Origin of the sequence: Methylobacter tundripaludum, assembly GCF_002934365.1 — a bacterium.
In the GTDB taxonomy this organism is placed as follows: domain Bacteria; phylum Pseudomonadota; class Gammaproteobacteria; order Methylococcales; family Methylomonadaceae; genus Methylobacter_A; species Methylobacter_A tundripaludum_A.
In genome coordinates, this window is record NZ_PTIY01000012.1 from 61,089 (window position 1) to 87,163 (window position 26,075).

Genomic DNA, 26,075 nt, shown 5'->3' on the forward strand with positions numbered 1-26,075 from the left:
TACATACTGCTATAATCTAATCCAGATTATTACTTTATGAGTTATGCCGATGGGAAGTTACTGGAAGCTCTTGTTTGTTATTGGATTACAGGTATTGGCGGTGGTACCCGGTTACGCGCAACAAATCGATGTGAGTTCATTGCGTTATTGGAATACGCCTGACCAGACTCAAATGCTGTTCGATGTGACTGCTTCGCCGGAACATCGTATTTTCCTGATGAAGAATCCGGCGCGTCTGGTGATTGATATGCGCAATGTTAATTTAAAGCAGGCGTTAAGCCAGCCGCCCGCATCCCATCCGCTGTTTTCTCAAGTACGCGTTGCAGCAAAAAATAAGACCGATATAAGAATTGTAGTCGATTTAAAAAGAGAAATTAGCGCACAAAGCACGTCACTAAGAACCAATAGCCTGAATGGCAAGCGTTTGGTTATTGAATTGCTGGATAAGAATCCGAATAGCTACGCGAAGCTTGAGCAGAAAGCAGATATTAAGCCTATTGCCTCTAAACCGGCGGCCCTCAAAGCGGCGGACAGCCAGCAACAAATAGAAAAACCGGTTAAGGAATTGCAAAAGAAAGCAGCTGAAAAGTCTGAAGCGATAGCTGTTAAATCAACAAAAGAAGCTGAAAAGGCAGAGGTCGTGCCGGTTAAATCAACAAAAACGGCCAAACGAAACAAAGACATCATTATTGCGGTTGATGCGGGACACGGCGGAAACGATCCCGGCGCACATGGAGCCAACGGTACCGAAGAGAAAAAGATCACACTCGAAATTGCCAGAAAACTTGCGCATTTAATTAATAAACAGCCGGGCATGAAGGCCGTCATGGTTCGCAAAGGCGACTATTTCGTCGATCTTAGGAAAAGAATGCAGATTGCCAGGGCGGCCAAGGCCGATTTATTCATCTCAATTCATGCCGACGCCTTCCAGAATACGACAGTCAAAGGCGCTTCGGTATTCACCTTGTCTAACAAAGGAGCAACCAGCGAAGCCGCGCGTTGGCTGGCAGACAGCGAAAATGCATCGGACTTGGTCGGCGGCGTCAGCCTGAACGATAAAGAGGATGTGCTGGCTTCGGTATTGTTGGATTTGTCGCAGACCGCTACTCAAGACGCCAGCGTGAATGTTGCGGGCAAGGTGTTGAAAAATTTCGAACGCATCGGCGAACTGCATTACGCTTCGGTGCAAAAGGCCGGATTTTTGGTGCTGAAATCGCCCGATGTGCCGTCTATTTTGGTTGAAACAGCGTTTATCTCCAATCCGTCGGAAGAGCTTAGGTTAGTCAATGCCGCGCATCAAGCGAAAATAGCCGGCGCTATTTTTGATGGCGTGCGCAATTATTTCGATACGACGTCTCCTTACAAACCCTCCCCAGAGGGAAGCAGCGTAGCGGCTTTAGAGATGTGAAAAAGCTTTAACCTTGCAGGATGCCGGTCGGCTTCTTACAAGGCAGTGTGAATAATTACCCCCATCATATAAAATACGCTTTTTGCTTTAGGCTGGCTGATGCGTATCCGTTCCCTCCCCACTCAACTTGTTAACCAGATTGCCGCCGGCGAAGTGGTCGAAAGACCCTCGTCCGTGGTTAAAGAACTGGTTGAAAACTGTTTTGATGCGGGGGCCAGTCAAATCTCCATTGAAATCGAGCAGGGCGGCGCAAGGCTGATAAAAATCAGGGATAACGGTTGCGGCATCATCAAAGACGACTTGCCGTTGGCCTTGTCCCGGCATGCGACCAGCAAGATCGCCAGCTTAAAGGATCTGGAGCAGGTGGTCAGCATGGGCTTTCGCGGCGAGGCCTTGCCCAGCATCAGTTCGGTTTCAAGGCTTACGCTGATTTCACGCATCAGCGACGCCGATTGCGCCTGGAAGGTTGTTGCCGACGGCTCGGAGCAGGATTTCGATCCCCAACCCGACCCGCATCCTCCCGGCACCACGATCGATGTGCGCGACCTGTTTTACAACACCCCGGCCCGCCGCAAGTTTTTAAAAACCGAAAAAACCGAATATGTCCACATAGAAACATTGATCAAACGCATGGCGCTGAGCCGTTTCGATATTGGCTTTACGCTGTCGCACAACCAAAAGGAAATGCTCAACCTGAAGCCGGCGGCAACGGAAACCGAGCGGGAACAGCGGATTGCCGGTATCTGCGGCACGGCCTTTATCGAAAATTCAATAAAAATCGACTTTGCGGCATCGGGCCTGCAACTGACCGGGTGGGTCGGCTTGCCGACTTTTTCCCGCAGCCAGCAGGACATGCAGTTTTTCTACGTCAACGGCAGGCTGGTCAGGGATAAGCTGGTTTCTCATGCGGTCAAGCAGGCTTATCAGGATGTGTTGTTTCATGGACGGCACCCGGTTTTTGTCTTGTACCTGACGCTCGATCCTGCGCTGGTCGATGTCAATGCACATCCGGCAAAGCTTGAAGTCAGATTCAGGGAAGGCCGTCTGGTGCATGATTTTCTGTTTTCTGCGCTGCACCGGTCGCTTGCCGATTTAAGGCCGGGGCATGGCATAATCCAACAGTCGGCCACCGAATCGCCGCCGCAAACACAAGTTGTCCAGAATGTAGGTTGGCAAAACGATAGCGCAACCCAACAGTCAACGCCCGGTTTTGATAATAAACCGGTCTACAGCCTCAGACCGCCGCTACCCTTGCATGTGGAAGAAACCGTACAAGCCTATGCGTCGCTGTATCCAAAACCCGAGCCGGTAGCGCAGGTTCAACCGGAAGCGAAGCCGCTGGGCCACGCGATCGCGCATTTGCACAACATCTACATCTTGTCCGAAACCGCGGCCGGCATCATCCTGGTCGACGCCCATGCCGCTCATGAACGGGTTACCTATGAGCGTTTGAAACAGCAATACCAAAACGGCGCGGTGCCCAGTCAGCCTTTATTGCTGCCGATTAAAATAAAGGTCAGTGCGGCGGAGGCGGATTTGGCCGAACAGGAGCAAGCGTTTTTCACTTCCCTGGGTTTTGAACTTAACCGTGCCGGACCGGAAACCATCGTCCTGCGCTCGATACCCGCTCTATTGGGCAATACCGACATGGAAACCCTGATTCGGGATGTGCTGGCCGACATGGCCGAACACGGCATGAGTCGGCGGATACAGGAAAAATCCAATGAAATATTGGCCACGGTGGCCTGTCATGGCTCGGTGCGTGCGCACCGCCGCCTGACTATCGACGAAATGAACGCCTTGCTGCGGGACATGGAGCAAACCGAAAGAATAGGGCAGTGCAATCACGGCAGACCGACATGGATAGAATTATCGACCGGTGATTTGGATAAATTCTTCTTGCGCGGGCAATAATGTTATCGGTACAAGGCGAAAGGCAAAGGGCGAAAGGTGTTTTTTTCGCCTTTCGCCCTTTGCCTTTTTATCCGTATTAATCTATCCAATCAGCGTCATCCGTGTTCCATTTTAGTTACCATCACCTCAATTATGAAAAACCACCCCAATCCTCCGGCCATTTTCCTGATGGGGCCTACCGCTTCAGGGAAGACCTCGCTATCCGTACAACTGGCCCATGCGATTAACGGAGAAATCATCAGCGTCGATTCCGCGTTGGTGTTTAAAGGCATGGATATAGGCACCGCCAAGCCGACGTTGGATGAAAGAGGCGGCGTTGCCCACCATTTGATCGACATACTCGATCCCGCCGAATCGTTTTCTACCGGTCAGTTTCGGAAACAGGCGCTGGACTTGATGGATGACATAACCCGGCGCGGCAAAATTCCGATACTGGCCGGAGGCACGATGCTGTATTTTAATGTCCTGAACAGCGGGCTTGCGGTACTACCCGAAGCCGACCCGGCTATCCGGGCCAGGCTCGACCGGGATTTGGAACAATTGGGTAAAGAGACCCTGCACAGCCGGCTGGCCGGGATCGACCCGGAGGCGGCGGCGAGAATCCATCCCAATGACCCGCAGCGCGTACAACGCGCCCTGGAAGTTTACGAAATCAGCGGCAAGCCGTTAACGTCTTTTTTCACCGAAGCCCAGGCGAAAGACATCCCCTATCGACGGATAAAACTGATTATCGCCCCCCAAGACCGGGCCATACTGCACGGCATCATCGCCCGGCGCTTTAAACAAATGCTGGAACAGGGATTTATCGATGAAGTGGAAGCGCTTTATCGGCGCGGCGATTTAACCGAGAAAATGCCGTCGATCAGGGCTGTCGGTTATCGCCAAGCCTGGTCCTATCTGCAAGGCGAATATGATCTTGAAACCATGACCGAAAAAGCCGTCGTCGCCACCCGGCAGCTGGCCAAGCGCCAGTTTACCTGGCTGCGCCGGGAAACCGACGCGGCAAATTTCCAGACCGGCGAACCGGAACTGTTAACAAAAGTGTTGGCGGAAGTGAATGCCAGGCTGCGCTGAAAGCCGCCGCATCTTGCCTGCATCCTTGCCGGTAAAGAATGCATCTATGCCGCAGTGCCGGAGATTCGCATCCTTCTCACGCTTCCCGCTTCGAAACCGGCAAAAACAGTTTACAATAACGCTGCTATCCATTCCCAGTTGTGCTTTGAATAATCTATGAAAATCATTAATTTGCCTCTTACTCAATTTAGGATTCATCCCCTGTTGTTTTTATTGCTGGTTGTCGCCTTGGGCTCAAGCGGGGCATGGGCTAAAAGTGCAGCCTCGGATGCGGGGCAGAAAAACCCGGTGTTTCAGATCAATAAAGACACGCTAAAAGCCAAAATAGACGCCATCAATACACGGGAGGGCATTGATGAGGCAACAAAATCCAAGTTGCTGTCAATTTATCAAACGGCCGAAGATAATTTGGCCAATATCGAAAAGTTTAAGGCGCAGACCGCCGATTTTAAGGCGGCCCTGAAGCAAGCGCCTGAACAAACCAAAAGGCTGCAAAAGGAAATTGAGCAGGCTTCGCTAAAAGCTTCCAGGCAAAAACCGGAAGATTTTAGCCGGATACCGGTCGAGGAGCTTGAGCAGCGTCTTATTATTGAGAAAGGAAATCTCAGTAATCTGGACGAGCAGCTAAAGAAACTTGAAGATGAGCTTGCGGTGCAAAGTAGCCGCCCGCAATTTATTCGCGAAGAAATGCTGGCTGCGCAGCAAGATATAGAGACGGCGCAAAAAAAACTGGGAATGACGGCGGATAAATCGGGCTCAAAACTGGAAGTCGAAGCCCGGCAGGCGCAGCTGAAAACATCGATTGATTCCCGCGCGGCCGAGTTGAAAATGCTAGATGTTGAAGCCATCAGCAATCCGGCCCGGGTTGAATTGCTTAAAGCCCAGTTTCAGCAGCTGGATATGCAAAAAGCGGCGTTGAGCTCGGTTGTTGCTGCAATCGAGAGTCTTGCTCTCGATTTACGCCAGCAGGAAGCGAAACAAATGCAGGATGCACTCAGCCAGGCGGAAAAAGCGGCTTCCGGTAAGCATGCCCTTATCCAGGAAAATACGCGGGAAAATATTCAATACAGCCGCGATTTACAGGACTTTACCGCAAGAATTGAGCGATACACCGAACAAAAAGCCAGGGTGGATGCTCAAGCCGGCGAAATTGAAACCGACTTTAAAAGCGCTGAAAAGAAAATCAGCCTGGCGGGTTTAAGTCCGGCTCTGGGGAAAATACTGCGCGAACAGCGGCGCAATTTACCGATTCAGAATGAGTTTGAGCAGCAATCCCAGGTTATTCAGAATGAAACTGCAATAGCCAGTCTTGCGCAATTCAAGGTCGAGGACAAACTGGAGCGGCTGGCCGATGTTGATGCAACGCTGAAGGACATGATGAGACGGCAGGTCGATCCGGCCTTGCCTGCCGATCAGCGCATGATGATACAGGCCGAGTTAAGGGTGTTGCTGAACAATCAGAAAGAGCTGCTCAACAAGTTGTCCGTTGCTTATACAAGCTACCTGCACACCTTAGGCGACCTTGATTTTGCCAGGCAACAAATGATCACTCAGGCCGGTAAATTCGCCACTTATCTGGACGAGCGTTTGTTGTGGGTGCCCAGTTCGGAGCCGATTAACCTGAATTATATCGCCGATTTATATCATTCCGCACAATGGCTGCTGTCGCCGTTTAACTGGATGGCGCTGATTAAAGATACGGTTAAGCTGGCCTGGAATTACCTGTTTCTGACGTTTGTCGCGGTATTGTTTTTTGTCGGTCTACAGTTTGCCAGAAACTGGGCGAAATTACAGTTGCAAGCCATTTCCGGCAAGGTTGAAAGGATTTCTACCGATAGCTTTTATTACACCTTAAGAGCGTTGGCCTACAACTTGATTATAGTCTTGCCGTTGCCGTTGCTTTTTGAGTACCTGGGCTGGTTTTTGAGTATGGATATTGGCGTTGACGATTTCTCCCAAGCGCTCGGTAAAGGTTTGCAGGGAGCCGCGCTGCCGCTGTTTTTCCTGCAATTCTTTTACCGCCTGTTTGCGGCCGATGGCATAGCGCGCAAACATTTTCAATGGCAAAAAACGATAGTCGGTCTTTTACGCACACAGGTCGCCTGGATACGTTTTATTGTCGTGCCGGGGGTATTCATTATCAGCAGTACCGGCGCATCAAAGTTTTCCGCACACAGCGACAGCATCGGCCGTTTGGCGCTGATTATCGACATGATTGCCATGACTGTATTTGTGGGCCGGGTGTTAAAACCCTCCAGCGGTTTGTTGCGGGGCTATATCGACAAAAACGCCGACGGTTGGATAGCCAAGCTGCGCTACGTCTGGTATTCGGCGGCCATCGCGATACCGTTGGTTATCATCGGATTTGCTGTGGCAGGCTATTATTTGAGTGCATTGGAGTTGCAGCAAAAACTGGTTGTCACCTTAAGGCTGATTTTTTCGGTCATCATTATTCATGCGCTGGTGTTTCGCTGGTTAACGTTGGTCAACAGACAGCTGGCCATCAGCAATGCCAGACAAAAACGCAAAACCGCGGCGATTGCCGAAAAACCTCTGGCAGGATCGGAAGATCCGATACTGCCGGTTGACGAGCAACAAATCGATATACCTAAAATAAACGCTCAAACGATAAAACTGCTGAACGTTTTTATCGGTTTTACCGTGGTGATCGGTTTCTGGATGATCTGGAAAAACATCTTGCCGGCTTTTTCATTTCTGGATCGTGTTGTACTCTGGCATCATCTGGTTAATATCGACAACCAGGAGAGTTATCAGCCGATAACCTTGATCAATCTGCTGTTGGCCGGGTTGTATATTTTTATCGCGGTGGTCTCGATACGAAACTTTTCCGGCGTAATGGAATTATTGGTATTCAGGCGCTTGCCGATAGAGGCGGGCGGCCGTTACGCGGTTAACCAGCTGGCTAAATATGTTTTATTTTCGATAGGCTTTATCAGCGTCGCAAATGAACTGGGCGGCAGCTGGTCTCAGGTTCAGTGGCTGGTGGCGGCGCTCAGTGTCGGCTTGGGTTTCGGCTTGCAGGAGATCTTCGCCAACATGGTGTCGGGCATTATCCTATTGTTCGAGCGTCCGATCCGGGTCGGCGACACCGTAACCATAGGCAGCATTACCGGTAAAGTCAGCCGTATTCATATGCGCGCCACTACGCTGATAGACATGGACCAGAAAGACCTGATTGTGCCGAACAAAACCTTTATCACCAGCCAGCTTATCAACTGGACGTTAAGCGATGCGGTAACCCGCGTGGTGATTCCTGTCGGCATCGCCTACGGTTCCGATGTGGAACTGGCGCATAAAGTCATGGTCGATACCGTAAAATCAACGCCGCTGGTGCTTGCAGAGCCTGAGCCGAGTGTATTGATGGTCGGTTTTGGCGAGAGTTCGCTGGATTTTTCCATTCGTGTTTTTGTCTGCGAACTGTCAAACCGGCTGCCGGTGACGCATGATTTACTTTTCCGGCTTGAAAAAGCCCTGCGAGAGCACCGCATAGAAGTTCCCTTTCCGCAACGGGACATCCATGTGCGTTCTGTAGTGCATGATGCTAGTGAGACAAACCATGATGTGCAGCAATTGATAACGGCGCCGCAAGAGTGAGAAAGGCTTTAAAACTTGCTGCAACGATTAGCCGCACGAGGGAGCGAGAAAAATAATTGGGGTTGCGAACGACAGACTAAGGATACGGTCATTAATAACTTCCCGATATGGATCGGGTAAAATTCTTCCGTTCGCCCTGAGCCCTTCGGCTACGCTCAGGAGAGCCTTGTCCAAGCCTGTCATGAGCTTGTCGAATGGGGTGGACGGAAAAATTTCGGCCTACCGCGTCAAGCCGATCATGCTTCGACAAGGCCTTTAGTCCTGAGCGTAGTCGAAGGGGCTGCACGAACGGCTTGACGATAGAAGACAGTGATTTAGGAAAGTTATTTTTAACCAAATCCTAAGAGGAGGTATCCTTGAAAATGATAGTTGGATTATCTGTTATCCGGTGGTTTTTGGTTTTTGTCTGGCTATCGGCTTTCGGCCTGAGTCCGACGGCGTTTGCCGGCAGAATGGATTCTTTACCGGCAAGCGCCGACAACTCGATTACGCAGCCAGCCGATATTGAGGTCTTTGTGCAAGAGGGTTGCCCGCACTGCGCGAATGCGCTGGCGTTTTTACAGGCTCTTAAACGCGAACAGCCCACGCTGAGCATCGCCACTCATGACGTCGTTCATGAGCCCTCAGCACTGGAGCGATTACGGCTGATCGCCAGAAACCAAGGTATCAATGCAGTAAGAGTGCCCGCTTTTCAAGTGGGCGGGCAATTGATTTCCGGTTATTCGGAGGAGGCCGGCACAGATCAATTGCTCCGCAGCCTACTGGCTAAAGTCCGCATACCGGAAAAACAGGATGATTCGGGCAGCTGCACCATTGAGGCGCCCTTGTCCTGCGAGGCGGCGCAAGACATCGACTTTTTCGGTTACAGGCTATCGCTGGATCAGCTGGGTCTGCCGCTGTTTACGCTGGCAATCGGTCTGCTGGACGGGTTCAATCCGTGTTCGATATGGGTGTTGCTGCTGATGGTCTCGTTGCTCGCGTCGATGAAAGACCGGATGCGGATGTTCATGATCGCCGGTACATTCGTCGCTGTGGAAGGTTTGGTCTATTTCATCTTCATGGCGGCTTGGCTCAACCTCTTTCTGCTGATCGGCCTGTCCCGTGTTTCGGAAATCGCCATTGCAGTTATAGCCTTACTGGTCGGCGCGATTAACCTGAAGGATTTTCGGTTTTATCGACAAGGCGTGTCATTAACGATCCCCGATGCGGCCAAACCCGATATTTATGCCCGGATGCGCAAAATTCTGCAAGCGCAAAATCTGACCGGCGCGCTGATCGGTGCGGTAGTGCTGGCTGTTTTGGTGCAGATTGTCGAATTCATGTGCACCTCGGGTTTTCCGGCGTTGTACACACGGATTCTAACGCTGAAACAGCCCGATAGTCTCGGCTATTACGGCTATTTGCTGCTGTACAACCTAGCCTATATGTTCGATGACGTTATTGTTTTAGCCATCGGCATCGTCACGCTGAGCCAACGGCGGCTCCAGGAAAGAGAAGGGCGCCTGCTTAAATTAATCAGCGGTTTGGCGATGATCGGGGTTGGCGTCTATCTATTGTTGAAGCCCGTCGGAGCTGTTATAAGATGATGAACATGCCTCACTGGGAACATTTCGAACACGAAGCCGACATCGGCATACGCGGTATTGCGCCAACGCTTGAGCAGGCGTTCGAACAAGCCGCCGTCGCGATGACCGCCGTGGTGACCGATCCCGAGCTGGTTTCGGATGCCTTAGCCGTGCCGATAAAATGCGAAGCACCCGACAACGAACTGCTGTTGGTCAGCTGGATCAATGAGCTGGTTTATGAAATGTCCGCGCACGGCTGGTTGTTCAACCGCTACCGGGTCGCCATCGACGGCGGCAAATTAACGGCGACTGCTTTTGGCGTAGCCGTTGACCGGCAAAAACATCAGCCCGCCGTTGAAATCAAAGGCGCTACTTTTACCGGGCTGCACGTCTACCGGCAAGCTGACGGCATGTGGGTTGCCCAATGCGTTGTCGATGTTTAAAGGAGAGAATCAATGGATACCGGTCAATTTATACAACGAGACGAAACTTGCTGGGAAATTGAGCCTAAAGGCGCAATGCACGTTCCGGCGATTATTTATGCCGACGCGCAATTATTGCAGGAGATGGACCAGAAAGTTTACGAGCAGATCACCAATGTCGCGACCTTGCCGGGCATTGTTCAGGCCGCTTATGCGATGCCTGACGCGCACTGGGGTTACGGCTTTCCGATCGGCGGCGTCGCCGCTTTCGATCCCGATCAAGGCGGGATAGTGTCGGCAGGCGGCGTCGGTTTCGATATTTCCTGCGGTGTCCGCACTTTGCATACCGGCCTTAACATCGATCAGCTGCAGCCGCACAAACAGGCGCTGGCGGATGCGTTGTACCGCACGGTGCCGGCCGGTGTCGGCAGCCGGGGCAAGATACATCTGAACCATAAAACCATGCACGGCATGTTGACAGGCGGCGCGCGATGGGCGCTTGACCAGGGGTTCGGCGAACAGCGGGATCTGGAGCGCATTGAGGAACACGGCTGCATGGCCGGCGCCGAACCGCACTATGTTTCCCCCAGGGCCAGGGAGCGGCAACAAGATGAAATGGGCACCCTGGGCTCCGGCAATCATTATCTGGAAGTGCAGCGGGTCGCGGAGATTTTCGACCCGGCTGTCGCCAAAACGTTCAGTTTACGGGTTGGTGATGTGGTGATCAGCATCCATTGCGGTTCCAGAGGCTTAGGGCACCAAATCGGCACCGAGTTCCTGAAAGACATGGCGATGGCGGCGGCCCAGTACCAAATCGCCTTGCCGGACCGCGAACTGGCCTGCGCGCCGCTGAATTCACCTTTAGGGAAACAATATCTGGGCGCGATGCGGGCCGCGATAAACTGCGCATTAGCTAACCGCCAGATTATCACCCACCTGACCCGGCAGGCCGTGGCGACGGTGTTCCCTGGCATCCACCTCGGTTTGCTGTACGATGTCTCGCACAACACCTGCAAGCTGGAGCGGCACATGATTGACGGCCAAAAGAAATCGCTGTTCGTACACCGTAAGGGCGCAACCCGCGCTTTCGGCCCCGGCCATCCCGATTTGCCGGCTGCATTCAAAGAAGTCGGTCAACCGGTGTTGATCGGCGGCTCGATGGGTACCAGTTCTTATGTGTTGTGCGGCACCAAAGAAAGCGAACAGCGCGCATTCAGCTCGGCCTGTCACGGCGCGGGACGGGCGATGAGCCGCACGCAGGCCACCAAGCAATGGCAGGGCAGAACGCTGGTCGACCAACTGGCGGCCAAAGGCATTATTATCCGCAGCCCGTCGATGCGCGGCGTCGCCGAAGAAGCGCCCTTGGCTTACAAAGATGTCAGTGCGGTGGTGGATATTGCCGACCGGGCCGGCCTGGCCCGAAAAGTCGCCAGACTGGAGCCGGTGATTTGTATTAAAGGCTAAAGGCTAAAGGTGAAAGGTGAAAGGTGAAAGGTGAAAAGGGTGTCCCGCTAAAGTTTCTACGCTGTTGGTTATCCCGGCAGGACTGTATAGACCTATGATTTTCATCGGCACCAGCGGCTGGAGCTATCAGCACTGGCAAAACTGTTTTTACACCGGCGTCGCGCGAAAAGACTGGCTTAAATTCTATGCAGAACGCTTTTCCGCAGTGGAAGTGAACGGCACTTTTTATCGCCTGCAAAGCCCCGCCACGTTTAAAAAATGGTTTGACGAAACCCCGGCAACATTCAAGTTCGCATTAAAAGCCAACCGCTATTTAACGCATAACAAGAAACTGCTCGACCCGGAAGCATCAATTCTGATCGAGAAAAATCATGCCGTAGCGCTGGGAGAAAAACTGGCCGTTGTTTTGTGGCAACTGCCCGGCCTGTTGAAAAAGGATCTGCTCCGGCTGCGAGGTTTTATCGACGCCTTGCAACAATGGCCCGAAGTGCGCCACAGCATAGAATTCCGGCACGTCTCCTGGTTTGATGATGAAGTGGCAGCCAAGTTGGCCCAAGCGGAAATCGCCGTTTGTATGTCCGATGCCGAAACCTGGCCGATGTGGGATTGTGTCACCTCAAATCTGGTTTATATCCGCCTGCACGGGCATGCGCGAACTTACGCCTCTTCCTACAGCAACCCCGAACTGGCCTATTGGGCTGAGCGTATTACTGAGTGGTTAAATGAGGGTAGGGAAGTGCATGTTTATTTCGACAATGACGCCGAATGCGCCGCGCCTTTTAATGCCTTGGCCTTGCGGGCAATGCTGGAAGTTTTATAAAGGCGGAAGCTATAACTATCCAGACAAGTTTTATCGGTCATCCGTAGGGCGTGCTGCGCGCGCCTTATTTTCATCGGCAAAAAACCGCAGCAGGCAGCAATAAACGATCCGGTTGACCCGAAAGTTCAATAAATCCGAAATGCCGATAGAACGCGGCGGCAGAATCATCCTTCGCATCAACGATGATACCAACCACAGCTAAAGTATCTCTTGCCCGTCTTACCTTTTGGCAAGCATCGGCCAACAAGATTGAACCCAGCCCTTTGCCTTGAAAGGCTTGGTCGACGGCTAAACGCCCTATTAAAGCCACCGGCACAGGGTATCGCGGCAGTTTGTGCGCCAGTTTTTCGGGTAAATCCGAGCAATTGACACTGCCCGCACTTAACGTAAAAAAACCGGCCAAGCAACCTAAATCATCCGCCGGCGAAGCGACAAAGACTCTTGCAAGATCGCGTTTTATATCCTGTGAAGCATAGCGGCGGATATAATCATCAAGTGCGGATTGTCCGCAACTAAACGATTTTGCATCAAACTTTCCATCGTGAGCCCGGATTATATAGCTCGTCAACGTTCAACCTGTTCACTATGGCGATCGAATGCACGGATTAAAGCGTCATTGGCTTGTGCGGGGTTGTCAAGGGCGGCAAGAAACGCTTCAAAATCTGCCGGATCTAAAGTGATCGATTCATGCGCCTGAATTACTTGTTCCGCTGAAGCCAAGGCATGAGAAAGTATAAATTCTGAAACGCTGACATGCGCGTAGGCAGCAGCCTTATTAAGCATTTGTCTGGCGTGATTATCGCATCGTATGTTGAGACGATTTTCTTTGACGGTTGTTGCGCTCATTGGGAATCTCCTAAACCAATGGGTTTAATTGTGCGCCGTTTGTACAGACATTGCAATATCGGTATCAAGCAATCTCGACTATTTGCCGGAAAAAAAGTCCTGTGTGGAGTGCTATTTATGTTGGCGCCTCTATATTTCAATATGCGTAGGTTTCGGGTTTGCCCGCAACCGTTCCATCATCAAATACCGAAATGTTGGCATTCGATGAAACTCTGCACGCTACGGTATTTTTTGTGGCGATTGAAAAAATAGTACGCACAGCGTACCCTACAAAGCTTAAGTTTTCACAGGACACTCAAGCCTTACCGGAGGTATTTATGCTCACGTTCCTTGCTCATCTGATTTTGTCGGCAGGCTTGTTGCTGCTGATGGCCAACCTCGTTCGCGGCGTTCAGGTGGAGGGCTGGGGAGCCGCGTTCATCGGCGCGCTTGTGCTCGGTTTCGTGAATGCGGTTGTGCGGCCGCTGATGGTTCTTCTGACGTTGCCGCTCACTGTGCTGACCTTTGGGCTCTTTCTTCTTGTGATCAACGCGCTGATGCTTTGCTTGGTTGCGGCAATCGTTCCGGGCATCCGCGTTCAGGGGTTTGGACCCGCATTGCTGGGAAGCCTGGTGCTCACGTTGCTCAATCTTGTCGTTGCGTTCCTCTAGCGAGGTAAGCGTAGGTGGGACATCTTGCTGACATGAAAGAAGCTGAATTTTAAGCGCCTCTGTTTTCCATTGACTTATATGAATGGACTTGAGAAGCTGAACCTGTCTAATAAAACCAAGTTCAAAAGATCGTCAGATTTTAAAAGGAGTTCGCCATGCTTACACGACGTCGTTTTTTAGGTTATGGTGGTGCAGGGATCCTGGCCGTTTCCAGCGGCTGTAGACCGCAACATCTCGATTGGGTGGTAAATCAGGCGGAAGCATCCCCAGAGATAAACCTGTCGCTGGCAGACAAGGCAAAGCTCAAAACGCAGAAAAATCTTTTGCTGGGGTATCCGGTCAATATGAATACGCTGTCCGATGATTTTTTTGCTTGGCGGCGGCAACTGCTCGATGCCGGAATCAATACGTTTGCCTACAATAACGTCGGCAATCCGTTCAAAGACAGCGCTATCCCAAACAATACCCACGATTTTGAACAAGAACTGATCCTGAGATTCGGCAAGTTATACGGATTTCCTCCGGGTAATACCTGGGGCTTTCTTTCACATAGCGGGACCGACAGCAACATGCACGGCATGTACATGGGGCGGACCCTGTTAAAAGGCCGTACCGGCGTGTTGCCGAAAGCTTATTTCACCAAAGAAGCGCATTATTCGATACAGATTTTGCGGGACTTGCTGGGGCTTGAAACCGTTTTGATCGAAACGCTGCCGGATGGCGGCATGGACCCCAATGACCTGAAGCAGAAGCTGGCCGATAATCCATCTCATCCGGCTTTAGTCATAGCGACGATCGGGACCACTTTTAAAGGTGCTATCGATCAGGTTGACCGCATTCAGGAAGCGTTAAAAGGCTATACCAGTCACCTGCATCTGGATGCGGCATTATTTGGCGGCTACCTGCCGTTTACCGCCCATGCCGGGGAAGTGTCATACCAATCCCAGAGCAACCCGGCTTTGGCCCGATATGATTCGATAGCCGTTTCCTGTCATAAATTTTTCGGTTTTCCATCGCCCGCCGGATTATTCATTACCACGAAAAGCCATTTCGACGAGTTTAATGAGCTTTTCAGTCAAATTCATAATCCCGAATATATCCATCATGTGCCGGGAACGATAACCTGCTCCAGGGATGCCGTAAAACCGGCGGAATTCTATTTCTTTTCAACGCCGTCGGCGATGGACAAACTGGCTGAAGACGCGCGGTCCATGTTGCAGAACGCGGTTTACCTGATGGAACAGATGCAAAGCCATTTTTCCTACCTGCAACCCACACGCGTTAACGATCGATCCAATACTATCTTTTTTAGAAAGCCCAGCGACCGGATTGTGGAAAAATATTCACTGGCAACCATGCATTTGGACATTAATCATCAAAAACAGGAGTATGCGCATGTTGTGGTGATGCCGCATGCAGACCGGAAAGTGCTGACAGAATTTATGACCGACCTGGATAAAGATTCAATGCCATTGAGTTAAGCACAATGACTCCGTAGGAGCGGGCCGCGCCCGCGATATTGAGGCAACCGGCATTTGCTGAGCATGGTGTGCTGGAACTGCTGGTTGCGTGAAATCATTAACCGGGAACCCTTATGCTTGACAACACCTATTCCGTTTTTTTGCCGGAGCATTGGCTTACGCTCTTCGCTCCCGGTGCAGCAATCTGTGCGATTTTGTACGGCTTTATTTCGATTAAGTGGATTAATGCCCAACCTGCCTGTACCGAACAAATGCAGGCGATTGCCGCCGCGATACAGGAGGGAGCCCAAGCCTACTTATCGAGACAATACAAGATCATCGCGCTGGTGGGCATTATTCTGTTCGCGATAATCGCATTCTCGTTAAACTGGGAAACCGCAGGCGGTTTCGTTATAGGATCAACGTTTTCAGCAATGGCCGGTTTTATCGGCATGCATGTTTCCGTGCGTGCAAATGCCCGTACTGCCCAGGCGGCGGCCTACACAGGTATCAACCGGGCCTTTTTGATCGCAATCAGGGGTGGGTCTATTACCGGGATGCTGGTTGCCGGCCTGGGACTGTTGGCCGTTAGCGGCTACTACGAAATGTTGCTTGCAAGCGGCGTCCACGAACCCTTGCAAGCCATGATCGGGGTCGCTTTCGGGGCCTCTTTGATTGCTGTATTTGCCCGCCTCGGCGGCGGTATTTTTACCAAAGGCGCCGATGTCGGCGCCGACCTGGTCGGCAAGTTGGAGGCCGGAATTCCCGAAGACGATCCTCGCAATCCGGCCGTTATTGCCGACCAAGTCGGCGATAACGTCGGCGATTGCGCGGGCATGGGCGCGGATTTATTCGAATCGTACACGGCTTCGATAATCGGAACCATGATATTGGCGGATATTCTGGTGACTGGAAGTAACAACATTCAGCTATACCCTCTCGTGTTAGTGGGCATTTCCATCCTGACGTCCATCGTCGGCATCTTCTGTATCAGGATAGGCATTAATGGAAACATCATCGCTGCGTTGTACAGTGGATTGATTGTGACGGCTGTTTTGACGGTCCTGATCTATTATCCCGTTACTCAATGGATGCTCGGAGAGACGCTGATTATCGGCGGCAAGACCGTGCCGTCGATAAACCTGTTTTATTCGGCAATTACCGGTTTGGCTTTAATGGCCGCGTTGATGCCGGTGACCGTCTACTATACTTCCAGCGATTACGCTCCGGTCCGTTATATCGCAAAAGCATCAACCACGGGTCACGGCACTAATGTGATCGCCGGACTCAGCGTATCGATGAAAGCAACGGCGGCGCCGATTATTCTGATATGCGCCAGCATGTGGTTATCCTATCAACTCGCCGGTTTGTTCGGAATTGCGATGGCATCCGTCGGCATGATGTCGTTGACGGGCCTGATAGTCGCCATGGATGCCTACGGACCGATTACCGACAATGCGGGCGGCATTGTTGAAATGGCAAAACTGCCTGAAGAAATACGCAAGATGACCGATGCCCTGGATGCCGTTGGCAATACCACGAAAGCCGTGACCAAGGGATCTGACTTGGGTTGTGCAGGATTAGCGGCGTTGGTGCTGTTTTCTGACTATACCACTGAACTGGGAGGTCTGGTTTGCGATCTGGGCGATATTAGGGTCATTCTCGGGTTGTTACTCGGCGCCCTGATCCCCTATTTATGTTCCGCACTGGCTATGGAAGCCGTCGGCAAAGCCGCCGGCGATATTGTGAATGAAGTTCGCCGCCAATTTAAGGAAATTCCCGGCATTATGGATTACACGGCCAAGCCGGATTATTCCAGGGCCGTCGATATACTGACGATTTCAGCAATCAAAAAAATGCTGGTTCCGGCTTTGTTGCCGGTATGTATTCCGGTCATCGTCGGCTTTACCCTGGGCAAAGAAGCCTTGGGCGGCGTATTGATAGGTTCGATTATCTCGGGCCTGTGCCTTGCCATTTCGATGAGTGTGGGCGGCGGGGCCTTTGATAATGCTAAAAAATTTATTGAAGCGGGGCATCATGGCGGGAAAGGTTCTCTTGCGCATAAAGCTTCGATTACCGGCGATACCGTGGGCGATCCCTACAAGGACACTGCCGGCCCTGCGGTCAATATTATTATGAAAATAGTCAACATTATCGCCTTGTTGATTGCGCCGTTGTTGTGAGATATTCACTTTAAATAATTATTCGTCCATCGAAAGAAGAGGGCATTCGCCATGAAACGTTTGTTGGCTATTTTAATCCTGTTGACCGCTGTTTCGGCGACCCAGGCTTCCTCTGCTATGGATCCGGGCGATTCCCCGGACACACCCTGGTCGGTCAACCCGAAGGTCAGGAACGATTTTAGCAGCCACACCTCCTACGAATTCGGCAACCCTTTCCCCCCTTATCAAGCCCCCCTGAGCCGTCTGGAGTTTCCTCTCGATTCGTGGTGGGCCGGCCTCGAGGCGAGGCGGAGCTTTTCGAGGGTTTCTGTCGGCATCGAAGCCATGCGGAATATCTCGGGTGCGGCCGACGGCCCGTTCAAGGATTCGGATTGGGATGATGACGCCAGGCCGGGGGTTAAGACGATTTATTCCGAATCGAACTTACGCCTCGATCCCAGCTACTCGGTTCGGGCCGACGTGGATCTGAAGATCTCGGATTGGGTCGGATTGCCCTCGGGATTCGATCTGCGTCCGGTAATTGGGGGGCGCTGGCAGCGTTTCTCATTTGTCAGCCATGACGGCCTCCAGGTTTATCCGTCGCCGGGAGACACCACGCCACCGATAGCGCTGCCCGGCGACGGGATACGCTTCGAGCAGACCTATTGGCAAACCTTTTTGGGGGTCAAGACAGCCTATGAATGGCGGAACCCGGTTTACGTTTCGAGGCTGGGGGTACGGATGCAGCTGGACTGGGCTTATGTGATAGGAGAAAACGAGGACCATCACATGCTCAGGGAGGGCCGACGCTTCACCTACGAAGAGACGAGGGGTAATGGCTGGCATGCTGCGTTGGGGCTGGACGTCGGCCTGACGCGGCAGCTCAGCGCGAATCTCGATCTGGACTACCTGAAGCTGGACACGTCCGGTTCCCATCGCTGGGTGAATACCGTGTTTGGCGAGGATGAGAGCTCCGGTTACGAGGTCAATGTCTGGTCGCAGCAGTTCGGCATTACGATGGGCCTTAAGTACGCGTTTTAAGACAGTGAAATGCGATTATCAACGAGAGTCGCAAGGGTGCAATGGGCGTTAGCCGTATTGCACCGCATGGTGTGTTTCGGTCAATTCAATCAAACAAAATCCGCATCAAGCACTATGCGGTAACGCGCTTTACCCGACGCCAGATGTTCGAGCGCGTCGTTCACTTTGCTCATCGGGAAATGTTCGACTTGCGGGACGATATGATGCCGCGCGGCAAACTCAAGCATCGTCGCTATGGCTGTGGGGCCGCCGGTCGGCGATCCCGATACGCTTTTTTGCCCGGAAATCAGGTCAAAGGCGGCAATCGGCATCGGTTCAAGAACCGCGCCTACGACATGCATGCGTCCGTTGGGTTTCAGGGTCTTCAATAGCGCAGGCCAGTCCAGCGGCGTATTGACGGTCACAATTAACAAATCCAGTGAGTTTGCGATTTTTTGCATGTCCCCGCTGTCGCGGCTCGACACGACGCGATGAGCGCCGAAGCCTTTGGCTTCGTCAGTCTTGGCGGGATTAGAGGTGAAAGCGGTTACTTCGCAGCCCCAGGCGTTGGCGAATTTAAGGCCCATATGACCCAGGCCGCCGATACCGACGACGCCGACATGGTCAGTCGGTTTGACGCCGAAGGTCAGCAGCGGCGAGAAGACGGTGATACCGCCGCATAACAACGGGCCCGCTCCGGCAATATCGAGCGCGTCCGGCAGCGGGATTGCCCAGACCCAATGCGCTCTAACCTTGTCCGCAAAACCGCCATGATGCCCGACTATGGTCGGCGCGGCTTCTGCGCACAGGTTGTTGTTGCCGGTCATGCATTGATGGCAGTGCATGCAGCTGCCGGCATTCCAGCCCACGCCGACGCGCTGGCCTATTTTTAGGCCTTTGACTTGTTCGCCGATGCCGACAATCTTACCGACGGCCTCATGGCCGGGAACGGTCGGATATTGCGATATTGCCCAGTCATTATTGATGATCGACAGATCGGAATGGCAAAGGCCGCAATATTCGACCGCAATTTCAACTTCTTCGGGACCCAGCGGCCCGTCATTGTATGAGAAAAGTTCGAGTTTTTGCTTGGGACCGTGCGTGGCCCATCCGCGAGTTTCAGTCATGACGATTTTCCTGTGCGGGTTGGTAGTAAAATCAATATACTCTGATTGGCGTATTTTGTTGCGCTTGCGCGGTTTTTAGAATAAAGCGCGCCGCTTTTTTACCGGAATCAAAGGTAATGGCGGCCGATATTTTGCCCCTTCCGGTCTCTTAGGTACATTTGAATATAAAATCGTTATCAACCTCTTTATCAGCGCGGTCACTACATCAGGAGTCTCGCCATGACAAAAACTGCTTTTTTCCCAAGGCTGCTCGTTTGCATTTTAGTCTTGATAATATTGATCATTTTACACGTCATACCGCTGCCGATATTGGAGGTGCTGATTTTGTTCGTGATGGTTTTCCGCCCGCGCTGGTTTAAGAATTTGGTTGACCAGATTTATAACGAATAATGGGTGAAAAGGGGATGGAGTATAAATTGATCAAGGAAAAATGCCCCGTAGAACTTGCGTATGATATGTGGGCGTACCCTACGCGGCTTTGCGGGGCGGAATGTCGGACGCCGTTCCCATCGTGGGAGTAACGGTCGGTAACCGTCCAATCCTGGAGTATCGAAAATCTACCCGTCGAGAGGGGAAGAATGGCTGCACTCCAGAACCGTCATGAGGGGGAGGTATGAACGGCTACCGGGGAGCATTGTATTGCCTGAAGCTTTCAAGAACCTTTCAGCGAATGGCACGGTTTTTCATTCCGGGAATTGAACAACGGTGCAAGCGGGGATATGTCGATTTGGAGTGCAAGCTCCTCTGACATGAAATAAAAAACCGCTTATTGGCTTGGATGGTGCGTGGTCTGAAAAATCATTGCCCGCTTTTCCATATGGAAAGCAGCAGCCAGATGCCTCCGATCGTGGCAAAAGAGTAGCCCAAAAATCCGAAGGCAGGCAGGCCGAATAGCTCCGGCCCGCCTTTTACGGTCATGATAATGGAGGAACCGATAATCAGCGCCGCAGTCACGATGCCCATGGTTAACCGGCTGATCGCATTATCAATGTTATGAACATATTGGTCGAGACGCCTGACGGTAATATCGACTTGAACGGCCCCTTTTCTGGAGGCACGCAGCAGTTTACGCAGGTCTTTCGGCAAGCTGGATAAAAGATCGGCGACGCTGACCAGGTTGCGCCAGCCCCGTCTGGCAAGCGCCTCCGGCCTGTAACGTTCCATCATGGCTCTCTGGACATAGGGCGCGGAAAAGACCAGCGTATTAAAATCCGGGTTAAGCTGCCTGCCGAGACCGTCCAGGGTGATATAAGTCTTGATCAGCAGGGCGAGATCGGCGGGCAATATCAGTTTATGGTCCCTTAGCAGCGCCATCAAGTCGCCCATCATCGCGGTAAGGCTTAAATCCTTCAGCGCCAGCGAGCTGTATTGATCGACAAAGGCTTCTATCTCAATGGTGAGCACTTGCTCATCGGTATAAATATTGTCCGACCAGTCTTCCAGTATCTCGGCCACTTTAACCGGCAGGTGATTGGTCATGCCGTACAACAGGCTGACAACCTGTTCCCTGCGCTCCTCGGTCAGGCGTCCGACCATGCCGAAATCGATGAATGCGAGCTTGTTATCCGGCAGATAAAACACATTGCCCGCATGCGGGTCGGCATGAAAAAAGCCGTCTTCTATGATCATCTTGATGATCGCCCGGGTGCCGCGGTCAGCCAGCAGTTTTCTGTCCAGTCCCGCTTGGTCCAGCGCAGCCAGATCCCTGCCTTGAATGCCTTGAATATACTCCTGTACATTGAGCCGTTCGCCGGTCCATTGCCAATAGACAGTAGGAATCTTGATGTTGGGATCGCCGGCCAGATTGACGGCTACCCGTTCCGCGTTTCTGCATTCGGCGGCAAGGTCGAGTTCCCGGCGCAAGGACTGGTTAAACTGGCGGAGGACTTCTTTCAGATGAAACCTTCGGACTTCCTCTGATTCGGATTCGGCAATATCGATAATGCGCTGTAAAAGGCGTAAATCGGCTTCGATGATTTTGCGCAGGCCGGGTCTGCGGATTTTCAAGATAACCAGCGTCCCGTCTTTCAGCGTAGCCTTATGAACCTGGGCAATCGATGCCGCCGCAAGGGCTTGTGTCTCGACGCTTAAAAAAAACTCGTCAATGTTGCCGCCGAGATCTTCTTCAAGCTGGGGCAACAACTCTTCAAAGGGGATGGGGGGCGCCTGATCCTGAAGTTTTTCAAATTCGGCAATATATTGAGGCGGGAATAAATCGACGCGCGTCGCAAGAATTTGCCCTAATTTGATGAAGGTAGGTCCAAGCTCTTCGAGTACGCGGCGCACGCGCTGCGGCGTGTCGAGCTTTGCAAACTCTTCGGCATGCTGCCAATGCAGCACCCGGCCTGCGCTCTCCAATACCTTGCCCATCCCCAGGCTGCGAACAAAGCTGCCGAATCCATAGCGGATTAATACGGTTGCAATATCTTGAATCCTGCCCAGGTCCCTCGCCGCGTTTAACATTTCCCATAACATGCTGCGCTGTTGAACCTTATTTGTTGGAATGGGACGGCTTCAGGCTTTCAGCGATGCCCAATAAAATACCGCTGCCTATTTGCGCCAAAGTGGACGTTGTGGCGACCGTGCTTGAAATGATGATGTCCTTGCTTATTTTCGGCAAATCTTTCAGCGCATCCAAGGCAATTAAAGTTTGTTCGCCGACTGACGTTCCGTTTTGCCGCGTATGGGCGATAAAATCGCCGATGATGTCGGCAACAACCTGATTACTGTCTTTGGCGACTTTCTCCAGGGTGTCGATAAACATCCCCTCCATATCCTGTATGTCTTTGATGGCATCATTAAAATCATGTTCGGAATACTCGGCGACTTTGGACGCGGCCTCTTCAACAGCCAATGCCGATGCTTCCGCGGCAGTCGCCAACGCATCGTCCAATGCTGTGGCCGCCTGCATAAAGACCTCTTTGCCGTGCTTGCCATGATCGGTCATGCCCTCATTAGTGCCTTTAATGACCGCTTCAGTGACACTTTTGATATTTTCAATATCCAGTTGCCGCTTTGTCAGCGCTTTCAGGGTTATATCCTTAACTTGCTGATGAACATCATCTCCCGATTTAACCGCTGCCCGGACGGCGTCTTTAACATCTTGTTGTTGGTTTGTTTCAGTCATCGTTATTCTCCAGATCAATATGAAAAACTTTTCGTAAATGGTTTTAAAAAAGGAAACTACATTCGATGTAACGTTCTAAAAATATCGTCAATCAGGCCTATACAATGGATGAAAGTCAGACCACCTATTCTATAGATTCATTTTGTACTCAAGATCATGAAGTATCGGGGCTACTCAGTGTATCCGATTCGGAATTGAGGCGGATGCATTTCTCCCTGGCTGAAGCCGGCGCGTACAGAAAATCTTTGCAAGCTGAATTTTCTTTATCGGTCTCGCAGGATTTATGTCTTTCGACGATCCAGCGGCGCTGAAAATAGTCTAAAAAAAGATCCGGCATGTTCCACTTTTCCGACTCGAAAAAGTAACTGGTGTCGTGTTTCAGTTCAGACTGCCAATGCAAATAAGGCATTCTTCCTATCGGCTCGGACAGGTAAAAACTGTTAAAAACCTCCAGGGTTTCTGATTTTTTGCGAAGAATAAAGAACAGAGGAACACTGGGTAAATTATCGTAATCATAGGCAAAAACGCCCAATGTGCCGCTGTCCTTCTCATTAATGCGTCCTGCTATATCTTTCAGCGATGTTAAAAACAAGCGGTTATATTGTCTGAACTCCTCGACGCCGAAACCTATTATTTCATTCGCATAGAGTTCCGGCGTGGGGCAATCCTTTAAAATAAGCATCCTGAAATGAACGCCCCTTTTAATGGCGAGTTCAAACTCCCGGCAATAATGCCTGTAACGCGGATCAAAGATGATTAACCAATAAACATAATCGCCGGGATACAGACTGTGCATGATTTCTGAAAAATCCAGTTCTTTCTCGGTTATGCCTAAAAACCCCCGTTTCTTGGCATTGATAACCGTCCCATCGATATATCGGGTCAGTACGCTGTGAAATATCTTTTCGGTTTCTCTACGTTCTTCGGTAGCAATGATCCAGTGATGGAAAAAACCCACTGAAATGACCACCGACGTGAATAAGCCAAACTCAGAGATAATTTTTAGTATCCATGCGTATTCTTTGCTGCCGAGGTCGACAGCCAGAACGCCGAAAATCTTGTAAACGGTAAACCCGCCGAAAATAAGAACCAGCGCGAATAACCACTTCAGGATATTAAGATTTGATGACATCTTTATGACTCCCCCGGTTTAATTACTATCATTCCCACGCTTCGGCGCAGGAATGTCCCCTGGGCGCTCCGATGCGGTAATTAGGGAAGCGCTGAACAAAATGCTTCCGTTCATGATTCGACAGGCTCACCACGAACGGAATCAATACGTTACCGTTCGTCCTGAGCCTGTCGAAGGACTAAATCAGCGCTTCCTTAGGTGCCTTCTTTCCAGGACGACAGATAAGCCTGTTGTTCCGGGCTTAAGCTGTCAATACTGAGGCCCATCGCCGCCAGTTTCATGACGGCGACCCGTTGGTCAATATCCGCCGGCACCGGATGCACGGTGTGCTCAAGGCCGGCGCCGTGCCGCCACAAATAGGCAACGCTCAAGGCCTGATTGGCAAAACTCATATCCATGACCGTTGCCGGATGGCCTTCCGCAGCCGCCAGGTTGACCAGCCGCCCTTCGGCCAGCAGCCGGACGGTGCGCCCGTCTTTAAGCTGATAGGCTTCGACGCTGGTGCGCGGGCGGTGTTTTTTTACGGCCAGTTTTTCCAGTGCCGGAATGTTGATTTCGACATTGAAATGCCCGGAATTGGCGATCACGCAGCCGTCCTTGATGACTTCAAAATGCGCGTGATCCAGCACATGCTTGTCGCCGGTTGCGGTAACGATAAAATCCGAAATAGCGGCGGCTTCAAGCAGGGGCGTCACGCGGAAGCCGTCCATGGCGGCTTCCAGCGCTTTTAACGGATCAACTTCGGTGATGATGACCTGCGCGCCGTGGCCTTTGGCGCGCATTGCGATGCCGCGCCCGCACCAACCGTAGCCTGCAACTGTGAAGGTCTTGCCGGCCAGCAGGATATTGGTCGCGCGAATAATGCCGTCCAGCGTGCTTTGTCCGGTGCCGTAACGGTTGTCGAACAGGTGTTTGGTCATTGCGTCATTGACCGCAATGACCGGGAATTTGAGCGCCTTGTCCGCCGCCATCGCGCGCAGGCGAATTACGCCGGTGGTGGTTTCTTCGGTGCCGCCGATCATTTCAGCCAACAAGTCGTTGCGGTTTTTATGCAGTTCGCTGACCAAGTCTGCGCCGTCATCCATCGTCAGTTGCGGATGATGATCCAGCGCCCTGGCTATATGCCGGTAATAAGTGTCGCTGTTCTCGCCGCGAATGGCGAAGGTGGGGATCTGATAATGCCGCACCAGCGCGGCGGCGACATCATCCTGGGTGCTGAGCGGATTGCTGGCGCATAACACCAGCTCCGCGCCGCCCGCTTTCAGGATGCGGGCCAGGTTGGCGGTTTCCGTCGTGATGTGCAGGCAGCCGCTGATCCGCGCACCGGCCAATGGCCGTTCTTCGGCAAAACGATCATGGATGATGCGCAGTACCGGCATTTCAGTCAGCGCCCATTCAATGCGCTCGCGTCCCTGATCGGCCAGCGAAGAGTCTTTAATGTCATGGTGGATATTCATGGTACTGATCACCTGTGTCCTGAATTTAAGGCGGCGCTGGCGTTTGTTTCTTCGTCGTCTCCGCCGGTCAGCGGCACAAAACTGACGCCAAGAATAGTGCGGGTCTCAGTCTCGCCGCTGGCTTTTTTTTCTAAAACCATCAGCTCCTGGTAACTGTAAGGCAATCCCACCGGTATGACCAGCCGGGCGCCGGGGCGCAGTTGGTCGATCAGGGCCGGTGGAATATAAGGTGCGGCGGCGGTCACGATGATGCCGTCAAACGGCGCATATTCCGGCCAGCCTGAGTGGCCGTCGCCGGTGCGCACCGTGATATTGCCGTAGCCCAGCTTTTTGAGTCGGCGGCGCGCTTTTTCGGACAGCTCCGGTATGATTTCAAGCGAATAAACCTGCTTAACCAAGTTTGAAAGAACGGCCGCCTGATAGCCGGAACCTGTGCCGATTTCCAGGACGGTATCGCCGGGCTTGGTGTTCAATAAATCGCTCATCAGCGCCACAATATAGGGCTGGGAAATGGTCTGTCCCGAACCGATCGGCGCGGGTCCGTTATCGTAGGCGAGGAAGCGGAAATCCGCAGGCACGAACTCATGTCTCGGCACTTGTTTGATGGCCGCCATGACCCTGTCGTCCAATGCATCCTTGCCGATCAGATGACGGGTCAGGTTAACTTCCATTTCAATATCGTTCAACATGCGTTGCAGATCGTTCATTAATTATGCTCCGGGGATGGATTATCGTTAAGCGGGCAGGGGACCGTTTTCTCCAGCAACACGAACCATGATTGCAACATAACGGTGGTGTATTTTCAATTGGAG

At 52.0% G+C, this 26,075-nt stretch carries 21 protein-coding genes; 13 read left to right on the plus strand and 8 right to left on the minus strand.

Going from position 1 to position 26,075, the window contains the following annotated elements:
* The first annotated feature begins 49 nt into the window (after positions 1 to 49).
* From B0F88_RS14495 to B0F88_RS14530, 8 genes are all read left to right on the plus strand, one after another.
* The gene (locus B0F88_RS14495) at positions 50 to 1,408 is read left to right on the plus strand and encodes an N-acetylmuramoyl-L-alanine amidase (protein ID WP_104424651.1); all 1,359 of its coding nucleotides are present in this window, start codon (positions 50 to 52) and stop codon (positions 1,406 to 1,408) included.
* 99 nt (positions 1,409 to 1,507) lie between these two features.
* Complete coding sequence (gene mutL / locus B0F88_RS14500) at positions 1,508 to 3,322, plus strand: DNA mismatch repair endonuclease MutL (RefSeq protein ID WP_104424652.1); 1,815 nt, start codon at positions 1,508 to 1,510, stop codon at positions 3,320 to 3,322.
* Between the two features lie 132 nt (positions 3,323 to 3,454).
* Complete coding sequence (gene miaA / locus B0F88_RS14505) at positions 3,455 to 4,396, plus strand: tRNA (adenosine(37)-N6)-dimethylallyltransferase MiaA (RefSeq protein ID WP_104424703.1); 942 nt, start codon at positions 3,455 to 3,457, stop codon at positions 4,394 to 4,396.
* A gap of 156 nt (positions 4,397 to 4,552) precedes the next feature.
* Positions 4,553 to 8,011, plus strand: coding sequence for a mechanosensitive ion channel domain-containing protein (locus tag B0F88_RS14510; protein WP_104424653.1), 3,459 nt, complete (start codon positions 4,553 to 4,555; stop codon positions 8,009 to 8,011).
* Between the two features lie 362 nt (positions 8,012 to 8,373).
* Positions 8,374 to 9,597 carry an NrdH-redoxin gene (locus B0F88_RS14515; RefSeq protein WP_146083360.1) on the plus strand — a complete coding sequence of 408 codons (1,224 nt, stop codon included), beginning with the start codon at positions 8,374 to 8,376 and terminating at the stop codon, positions 9,595 to 9,597.
* Complete coding sequence (locus B0F88_RS14520) at positions 9,594 to 10,019, plus strand: archease (RefSeq protein WP_308555361.1); 426 nt, start codon at positions 9,594 to 9,596, stop codon at positions 10,017 to 10,019. Before B0F88_RS14515 ends, B0F88_RS14520 begins: the two co-directional genes overlap by 4 nt.
* A 12-nt stretch (positions 10,020 to 10,031) precedes the next feature.
* Positions 10,032 to 11,462, plus strand: a complete 1,431-nt coding sequence (locus tag B0F88_RS14525; protein ID WP_104424655.1) for an RtcB family protein — start codon at positions 10,032 to 10,034, stop codon at positions 11,460 to 11,462.
* A gap of 94 nt (positions 11,463 to 11,556) precedes the next feature.
* Positions 11,557 to 12,282 (plus strand): DUF72 domain-containing protein, encoded by a 726-nt coding sequence (locus B0F88_RS14530; RefSeq protein WP_104424656.1) that lies wholly within the window; start codon positions 11,557 to 11,559, stop codon positions 12,280 to 12,282.
* Positions 12,283 to 12,352: 70 nt separating this feature from the next.
* Here B0F88_RS14530 and B0F88_RS14535 read toward each other — a convergent pair whose 3' ends face one another.
* Together B0F88_RS14535 and B0F88_RS14540 are read right to left on the minus strand one after the other, a co-directional pair.
* Entirely contained in the window at positions 12,353 to 12,850 is a 498-nt protein-coding gene (locus tag B0F88_RS14535) for a GNAT family N-acetyltransferase (protein ID WP_104424657.1), read from the minus strand.
* Positions 12,847 to 13,128 carry a type II toxin-antitoxin system TacA family antitoxin gene (locus tag B0F88_RS14540; protein WP_104424658.1) on the minus strand — a complete coding sequence of 94 codons (282 nt, stop codon included), beginning with the start codon at positions 13,126 to 13,128 and terminating at the stop codon, positions 12,847 to 12,849. The genes B0F88_RS14535 and B0F88_RS14540 overlap by 4 nt, the downstream gene beginning before the upstream one ends.
* A 158-nt stretch (positions 13,129 to 13,286) precedes the next feature.
* Here B0F88_RS14540 and B0F88_RS14545 point away from each other — a divergent pair, with 158 nt between their 5' ends.
* The 4 genes from B0F88_RS14545 to B0F88_RS14560 all read left to right on the plus strand — a co-directional run bounded on the left by B0F88_RS14545 (position 13,287) and on the right by B0F88_RS14560 (position 18,441).
* Positions 13,287 to 13,778: a phage holin family protein gene (locus B0F88_RS14545; protein WP_258076683.1), complete on the plus strand. Its 492-nt coding sequence runs from the start codon at positions 13,287 to 13,289 to the stop codon at positions 13,776 to 13,778.
* A gap of 155 nt (positions 13,779 to 13,933) precedes the next feature.
* Positions 13,934 to 15,259 (plus strand): pyridoxal-dependent decarboxylase, encoded by a 1,326-nt coding sequence (locus B0F88_RS14550; RefSeq protein ID WP_104424659.1) that lies wholly within the window; start codon positions 13,934 to 13,936, stop codon positions 15,257 to 15,259.
* A gap of 113 nt (positions 15,260 to 15,372) precedes the next feature.
* Positions 15,373 to 17,421, plus strand: a complete 2,049-nt coding sequence (locus B0F88_RS14555; RefSeq protein WP_104424660.1) for a sodium-translocating pyrophosphatase — start codon at positions 15,373 to 15,375, stop codon at positions 17,419 to 17,421.
* Positions 17,422 to 17,472: 51 nt separating this feature from the next.
* The gene (locus tag B0F88_RS14560; protein WP_104424661.1) at positions 17,473 to 18,441 is read left to right on the plus strand and encodes an omptin family outer membrane protease; all 969 of its coding nucleotides are present in this window, start codon (positions 17,473 to 17,475) and stop codon (positions 18,439 to 18,441) included.
* 89 nt (positions 18,442 to 18,530) lie between these two features.
* On the opposite strand, the gene ahr is transcribed toward B0F88_RS14560, so the two are convergent.
* A complete protein-coding gene (ahr, locus tag B0F88_RS14565; protein ID WP_104424662.1) occupies positions 18,531 to 19,547 on the minus strand; it encodes an NADPH-dependent aldehyde reductase Ahr in 1,017 nt (338 codons plus the stop codon).
* A 219-nt stretch (positions 19,548 to 19,766) separates the two neighbouring features.
* On the opposite strand from ahr, the gene B0F88_RS19405 reads away from it, so the two are divergent.
* On the plus strand, positions 19,767 to 19,937 hold the full coding sequence (locus B0F88_RS19405) for a hypothetical protein (protein WP_181049913.1): 171 nt from the start codon (positions 19,767 to 19,769) through the stop codon (positions 19,935 to 19,937).
* Between the two features lie 408 nt (positions 19,938 to 20,345).
* Here B0F88_RS19405 and B0F88_RS14570 read toward each other — a convergent pair whose 3' ends face one another.
* From B0F88_RS14570 to B0F88_RS14590, 5 genes are all read right to left on the minus strand, one after another.
* A complete protein-coding gene (locus B0F88_RS14570) occupies positions 20,346 to 22,022 on the minus strand; it encodes an ABC1 kinase family protein (RefSeq protein WP_104424663.1) in 1,677 nt (558 codons plus the stop codon).
* A 16-nt stretch (positions 22,023 to 22,038) separates the two neighbouring features.
* Positions 22,039 to 22,674, minus strand: a complete 636-nt coding sequence (locus tag B0F88_RS14575; protein WP_104424664.1) for a DUF6781 family protein — start codon at positions 22,672 to 22,674, stop codon at positions 22,039 to 22,041.
* 154 nt (positions 22,675 to 22,828) lie between these two features.
* Positions 22,829 to 23,806 (minus strand): hypothetical protein, encoded by a 978-nt coding sequence (locus B0F88_RS14580; protein ID WP_104424665.1) that lies wholly within the window; start codon positions 23,804 to 23,806, stop codon positions 22,829 to 22,831.
* A 194-nt stretch (positions 23,807 to 24,000) separates the two neighbouring features.
* Positions 24,001 to 25,263: an adenosylhomocysteinase gene (locus B0F88_RS14585; protein WP_104424706.1), complete on the minus strand. Its 1,263-nt coding sequence runs from the start codon at positions 25,261 to 25,263 to the stop codon at positions 24,001 to 24,003.
* Between the two features lie 8 nt (positions 25,264 to 25,271).
* The gene (locus B0F88_RS14590) at positions 25,272 to 25,970 is read right to left on the minus strand and encodes a protein-L-isoaspartate(D-aspartate) O-methyltransferase (RefSeq protein ID WP_104424666.1); all 699 of its coding nucleotides are present in this window, start codon (positions 25,968 to 25,970) and stop codon (positions 25,272 to 25,274) included.
* Between the last annotated feature and the right edge of the window lie 105 nt (positions 25,971 to 26,075).